The sequence below is a fragment of the Methanomassiliicoccales archaeon genome, from assembly GCA_014361295.1.
Lineage (GTDB): Archaea > Thermoplasmatota > Thermoplasmata > Methanomassiliicoccales > JACIVX01 > JACIVX01.
Genome location: JACIVX010000035.1, coordinates 1 through 3,954, shown reverse-complemented (window position 1 = coordinate 3,954; position 3,954 = coordinate 1). Strand labels below are relative to the sequence as shown.

At 38.1% G+C, this 3,954-nt stretch carries 8 protein-coding genes; 6 read left to right on the top strand and 2 right to left on the bottom strand.

What is annotated here, in order from left to right:
- From H5T41_10770 to H5T41_10745, 6 genes are all read left to right on the top strand, one after another.
- Positions 1 to 838, top strand: an 838-nt coding sequence (locus H5T41_10770; GenBank protein MBC7109241.1) for an ATP-binding protein, incomplete at its 5' end; no start/stop codon positions are given.
- A 152-nt stretch (positions 839 to 990) separates the two neighbouring features.
- Entirely contained in the window at positions 991 to 1,302 is a 312-nt protein-coding gene (locus H5T41_10765; protein MBC7109240.1) for a hypothetical protein, read from the top strand.
- An 80-nt stretch (positions 1,303 to 1,382) separates the two neighbouring features.
- The gene (locus H5T41_10760) at positions 1,383 to 1,733 is read left to right on the top strand and encodes a hypothetical protein (protein MBC7109239.1); all 351 of its coding nucleotides are present in this window, start codon (positions 1,383 to 1,385) and stop codon (positions 1,731 to 1,733) included.
- A gap of 48 nt (positions 1,734 to 1,781) precedes the next feature.
- Positions 1,782 to 2,039 (top strand): hypothetical protein, encoded by a 258-nt coding sequence (locus H5T41_10755; protein MBC7109238.1) that lies wholly within the window; start codon positions 1,782 to 1,784, stop codon positions 2,037 to 2,039.
- Between the two features lie 48 nt (positions 2,040 to 2,087).
- Positions 2,088 to 2,273 carry a hypothetical protein gene (locus H5T41_10750; GenBank protein MBC7109237.1) on the top strand — a complete coding sequence of 62 codons (186 nt, stop codon included), beginning with the start codon at positions 2,088 to 2,090 and terminating at the stop codon, positions 2,271 to 2,273.
- Positions 2,270 to 2,497, top strand: a complete 228-nt coding sequence (locus H5T41_10745) for a hypothetical protein (GenBank protein MBC7109236.1) — start codon at positions 2,270 to 2,272, stop codon at positions 2,495 to 2,497. The genes H5T41_10750 and H5T41_10745 overlap by 4 nt, the downstream gene beginning before the upstream one ends.
- 516 nt (positions 2,498 to 3,013) lie before the next feature.
- Here H5T41_10745 and H5T41_10740 read toward each other — a convergent pair.
- Positions 3,014 to 3,427 carry a nucleotidyltransferase domain-containing protein gene (locus H5T41_10740; GenBank protein MBC7109235.1) on the bottom strand — a complete coding sequence of 138 codons (414 nt, stop codon included), beginning with the start codon at positions 3,425 to 3,427 and terminating at the stop codon, positions 3,014 to 3,016.
- Between the two features lie 71 nt (positions 3,428 to 3,498).
- Positions 3,499 to 3,954: NAD-dependent epimerase/dehydratase family protein (locus H5T41_10735; protein MBC7109234.1), on the bottom strand; the 456-nt coding region annotated here is incomplete at its 5' end.

Sequence of the window (3,954 nt, the reverse complement as noted above, 5' to 3'; positions counted from 1 at the left end):
AGGGAGGAGTGTTCCTATAAGGGTTTATCCCTTTTCATTCAGGGAGATACTGGTTTCTCATGGGATAAAGGTTGATAGATTCTACTCCACTTATGAGGAGGCTAAGATCAAGAAGCTACTTAGGCAATATCTCCTTTGGGGAGGCTATCCCGAGGTTATACTAGACTTTTCTTTGAGGAGAGCTATTCTCCAAGAGATAGTTGACCTAACGATTTATAGGGATATCATTGAAAGGTGGAGGGTAACCAACATAAAAGCTTTGAGAGTCCTTTTCAAGATGCTTGCCTCATCATCACATCTTTCTATTTCCAAGGCTTATAAAAACTTGAAGGGAATTGGTATTGAAGTTGGAAAAACAACGGTTGCAAATTATTTGGAGTACTTGGAGGACTCTTTGATCTTTTATGCTCTCAAACCCTTGACGAAATCGTATAAGTTGCAAGAGTTGTATGGATTTAAACCATATTTGGTGGACAATGGGTTGCTGGCCGTTTTGGGTATTGAAGATGAGGGTAGGCTGCTGGAGAATTTGATTTTTGTAGAACTTTTGAAGGCAGGTCTGGAGCCAAATAGAGACCTATTTTATTACAGGACAGGGGATAATAAAGAGGTGGATTTTGTTCTAAAGGAAAAGGAGAGTGTAAGAGAAATACTTCAGGTTACCTATGAAATCAATAATACCAACTATGAAAGGGAAGTCTCCGCCTTAATCAGAGCATCGAGAGAGCTCGGTTGTAATAATCTTTTCATTATCACATGGGATCAGGAGGATGTGATTAAAGAGAAAGGGAAGGAAATTAAGGTAGTACCTCTGTGGAAGTGGCTTCTTTCTATTTAGTGAGCGTTATTGTGATTTGAACAATTTTTACCTTTTTGTTTGTGTTGTTGGCAGTTGTCCAGCTCTTATTCAAGGTTACGGGAGTAGTAATCAATTTTCATTCAAAAAACTTTTTATTATGGTTTTTAGATTATAATTATTGGTGGTAATTAGTGTGGAGGAAGGCTCTTGCTTTAGGGTTAGTGTTGATGACTTTTGGAATTGTGGTTGGTGGAGCAGTGGAAGAGAGCAAAGTCGGCGCGGTATTGTGGAGTTATCATAAATACAAACATCAAGACACTACCTCAGATACTAGAATGATGAGAGGGGGGCTTGAAGCAAGTGTTGGTGGAGCCACAATTGTAGGCATCGGATATGGAATCCTCTCCAGTAGTGTGGCTGGAAGCTTGGCGGTTAAAATCGGAACAGCAATGTTTCTTGCTGGTTCCGGCATATTTTTCGTTGGAGTTGGAATAATGGCATAATCTGCCAATTCATTCTTTTATTTTTTGTTTATGCTATATAAAAGCTGATATAACTACTACAAGAGATAGGAGGGCGAAAGATGTCAGATTTAATCCCTGTATTTGTAATATTAGGGGGCATTGCTATAAGTATTAACTACTGGCGATTGGGAAAAAGAACTGCAATTATAAATTTAACATTTGCACTGGCATTCTCTTCAGTATATTGGATTTTTACCCATATTTTGGGACAGTCTAGTTTGTTAGGAGCGTCGGCAATATTTATGGGATTGCTATTGGTTTTAAATAAAGAAATTTTTTTGGAAAGCACACGAGAATTTGAAGTTAAAATTGGAAAAGTCAAGATAGGAAGAAAAAGAACTGTGGATGCCATTAAATTTATGGGAATTGTGAATATTTTGGGAGCTTTGCTTCTAATTTTAGTTCAGTAGAGAAAGGAGATGGTTTCAATGTCCCCCAAACATGAATTTGGAGGTCAAATGCTGAGAAAAACACTTTCCTTGGGTTTAGTGTTAATGGCTTTAGGAGTTGTAGTTGGAGGGATTTCAGAAACTGCTAGGGTGGTTTGGTATGTTACTCATAGTGAAGCACTTAGTGGAGCGACAGCAATAACTACTGCTGGGGTTATAGGAGCAATGATCAAATATGGAGTTAGTGCAGGGATAATAAAAACTGCTCTTGGATTAGGATTTGCCACAATTGGTGGGGTGACTTTGGTCATAGGGACTGCTCTTTAGTGGACTTGTAGAGCACCTTTATACGACACTTATTCTGAGGTGATGGCAGTGAAAAAATTCAAAAATAATGGCAAAAACAAAAATTTCCTCTCTAATTTCTTTTTTCTCTCAATCCTGCCGACCATAGGGTTGGTGTTTGCGGGTATTAAAAGTGAGAACAATGCTTTGTTGGTCATTGGCCTGATTAATCTGTTAGTCTGGGCATTTGTGTTATATGATGGTGGTGTCAGATGAGAAAAAAGAATAACGAGAAAAAAGCATTTTTGGTACTTTATATAGTTGGTTTGGTTATGGCAATGGCAATTTTTTTATATTTAACAAAGATTGAGGGCTATATTCCCGAAGAGATTACAAAAGTGACTCTAATTGTATATTTATCAGTTTTGATCTTTGTTTTTATTGGGGGCATAATTATATTGAAGTATTATGGGGCCAGAGCTGAGGAAACAAACTTATGATAAGGAGTGGTGTGGTTGGATGAACTGCGAAGGTTATTATAATAGCTAAAATTTACAAAAGGGGGTTTAAAAGTGTTAGATGATAAAATGGCCTCTGTAGCGTCTGGGTTTATACTGTTTGGGGGAATTATCTGGTTAATTGTGGGGGTTTATTCTTTAAGCAATCAAGAACGTGACTTGAGTGTATTTGTTCTTCTCGGATGGTTTTGTATTTTGATTGGGATATTTCTTTCATTTAAAGCTCAGAAAGAGGAAGACAATCTTTCGAGATAATATTTGGTTGGTTTCAAACAGGGGGTTAAAAAATGAACTTCAAAATCTTGAAGTCAATTGTATGGCTGCTCACGGCGTGTTTTCTCGTGTTATACCTTTGTAACCTAATTGATGACTATACTTTTAGAATAGTCATAAGTGTTGGCACTGGTGTGTTCCTAGCACGCAACAGACCTACTCTATGGAACTTTATAAAACTAGTCGCTCTCTTAACTGGCCTTTTATTGGGTTATTTCCTTCTCCCTAGTGTGTTTCTTTAATTCTCATCCATCCGTTTTCAATCCGTTTAAAATGCTTTTTTGCCTCATTAAAGAGGTTTTTCACCTCTTTTAAAAATTCCTTATCAGAATGGAGTATAATTCCATCTTCTAGGGCATCTAAAACAAGGGGATGGCCCTTTAATATCATCTTCTTGAACTCTTTGCTTGTATATCCTTTTATATCAAGTGGGGCCCTTGTGTTGTTCAGTTCGTAAAGTAATTTTAGCCTTTTATTGAAATTCTTGGGGAGCTTATCTGAGACCACGAGAAGATCAACATCACTACCTAGACCAAAGGTTCCCTTTGCTATTGATCCATGAAGGATAATCAGCTTGGGGTCGAGTTTTTCTTTAATATTCTCGACGTATTCTTTAATCTCTTTTTCATATGGAAGCATCAGCAACACCTTTTACAAATCCTCTTACTCTCATTTGGAGGTGTTCTGATATTTGGTGGATCTCGGTTTTATCATTCTTTGCCCAATAACTCTCTTACCGTTTTTTCGACGGCCTCTCTGCTATTCATTTTGGGCTTCCAGCCCTTTGCTTTGGCCTTCTCTATGCTTAGGAGCATAATCTTAACATCTCCCTTCCATCCTCGTCCTCCATCCACACCGCCGGTAAAGTAGAATTCTGGATTTAGGTCCATTTCCTTGCTCACTATCTCCGCTATCTCTGTAACCGTGATCCAATCTTCACTGCCGATATTATAAGCATCGTAGATTTTGTCCTCCTTTAAAAACTCTTTAAATAAATAAAGCATGGCCTCAACGGTATCGCTAACGTGGAGGTAGCTCTTCCTCTGTGTTCCATCGCCTAAAATCTCCAATCTGTTTGGATTCTTCTTGAGTTTGTTTATGAAATCATAGATAACTCCATGGTTTGACCTCTTCCCTATTATATTTGCCAGCCTGAAGACCACGGC